1 protein-coding gene is annotated in these 1,169 nt (G+C 40.5%); it reads left to right on the top strand.

The features are described from left to right. Positions 1-111: 111 nt before the first annotated feature. Positions 112-1,169: ISL3 family transposase (locus tag ACTWQL_RS24790; protein ID WP_443145010.1), on the top strand; the 1,058-nt coding region annotated here is incomplete at its 3' end.

Raw genomic sequence — 1,169 nt, 5'->3', positions numbered from 1 at the left:
GGCTCTACAATATTTGTTGGGGTATGAGAAAAATTCACGTAAAAAAACACACAAGCTCCTATAACCTGTACACTTGAATTGACGAGAAACAAGAGTGGGGATAGGAGTTGTGTGTACGTGCATTTTAACATGGTTTTGCCAGGATTAGAAGGAGTAAAGGTAACACGAGCTGAGGAGGTAGAGGGTGTTTTTCATCTTCATGTGGAGATCCCAAGAAGACATCATCGATGTCCCTCCTGTAAAGAACGAACGAATCGGGTTCATGATTACCGTGTTCAGAAAGTACAGCACTTGAAAGTCTATGAACGAACCTCTTTTCTGTTTTATCGTAAACGCCGATATGTATGTAGGTGTGGGAAACGTTTCTTTGAAGACAATACGTTTGTAGAACGTTACCAACGTCACACAAAAGAATGGAACCAAGCCTTGGGGTTAAGGGTAATCCAAGGAAAGAATTTTAAAGATACGGCTGGCCAATTTCGAACATCCCAAACAACCGTCATTCGACGCTTTGACCAGATTGCAGCCCCAGCTTTGAAAGAGGTGGAGGAATTGCCTTCTGTCATTGCGATTGATGAATACAAAGGAGATACGAATGAAGGAAAATACCAAGTCATTATTGCGGATGGGGAAACCCATAATCCGTTAGACATCCTTCCTGATCGTTCAGTGGAGACTGTAAAGAAATACTTACGAACCAGAGGTTCAAAGGTCAAGATGGTTATCATGGATATGAGTCCTTCTTTTGCCTCTGCCGTTAAGAAAGCCTTGAATGACCCTATAATCATAGCTGATCGCTTTCACTTTTGTCGTTATATCTACTGGGCTGTGGATCGAGTAAGAAAACGTGTACAAAAAGACTTCCACGATTATGATCGAAAGAAGTGTAAACGTATGAGGCATGTATTTCATATGCCTTATGACAAACTCAGTGAGAAACAACACTGGCACTTAGAACGCTATTTAGGGCTATCTGAAGAGTTAAGAATCGCTTATGGATTAAAAGAAGCTTTCAGAATATGGTTTGAAAAGGCAAAAGACCCGAAGAGAAGCATGAAACAGATCAAAGAAGGTTTATACCAATTTTACGACCAAGTCAATGCCTCAGGACTGGATGAGTTTATTAACACAATACCGACCTTTCAAAATTGGCAAGTCGAGATTTTAAA

The sequence above is a fragment of the Pseudalkalibacillus sp. R45 genome, from assembly GCF_052246725.1.
Classification (GTDB): Bacteria; Bacillota; Bacilli; order Bacillales; family Fictibacillaceae; genus Pseudalkalibacillus.
Note: the sequence above shows the minus strand (reverse complement) of the source record. Positions and strands in the feature narration are given on the sequence as shown.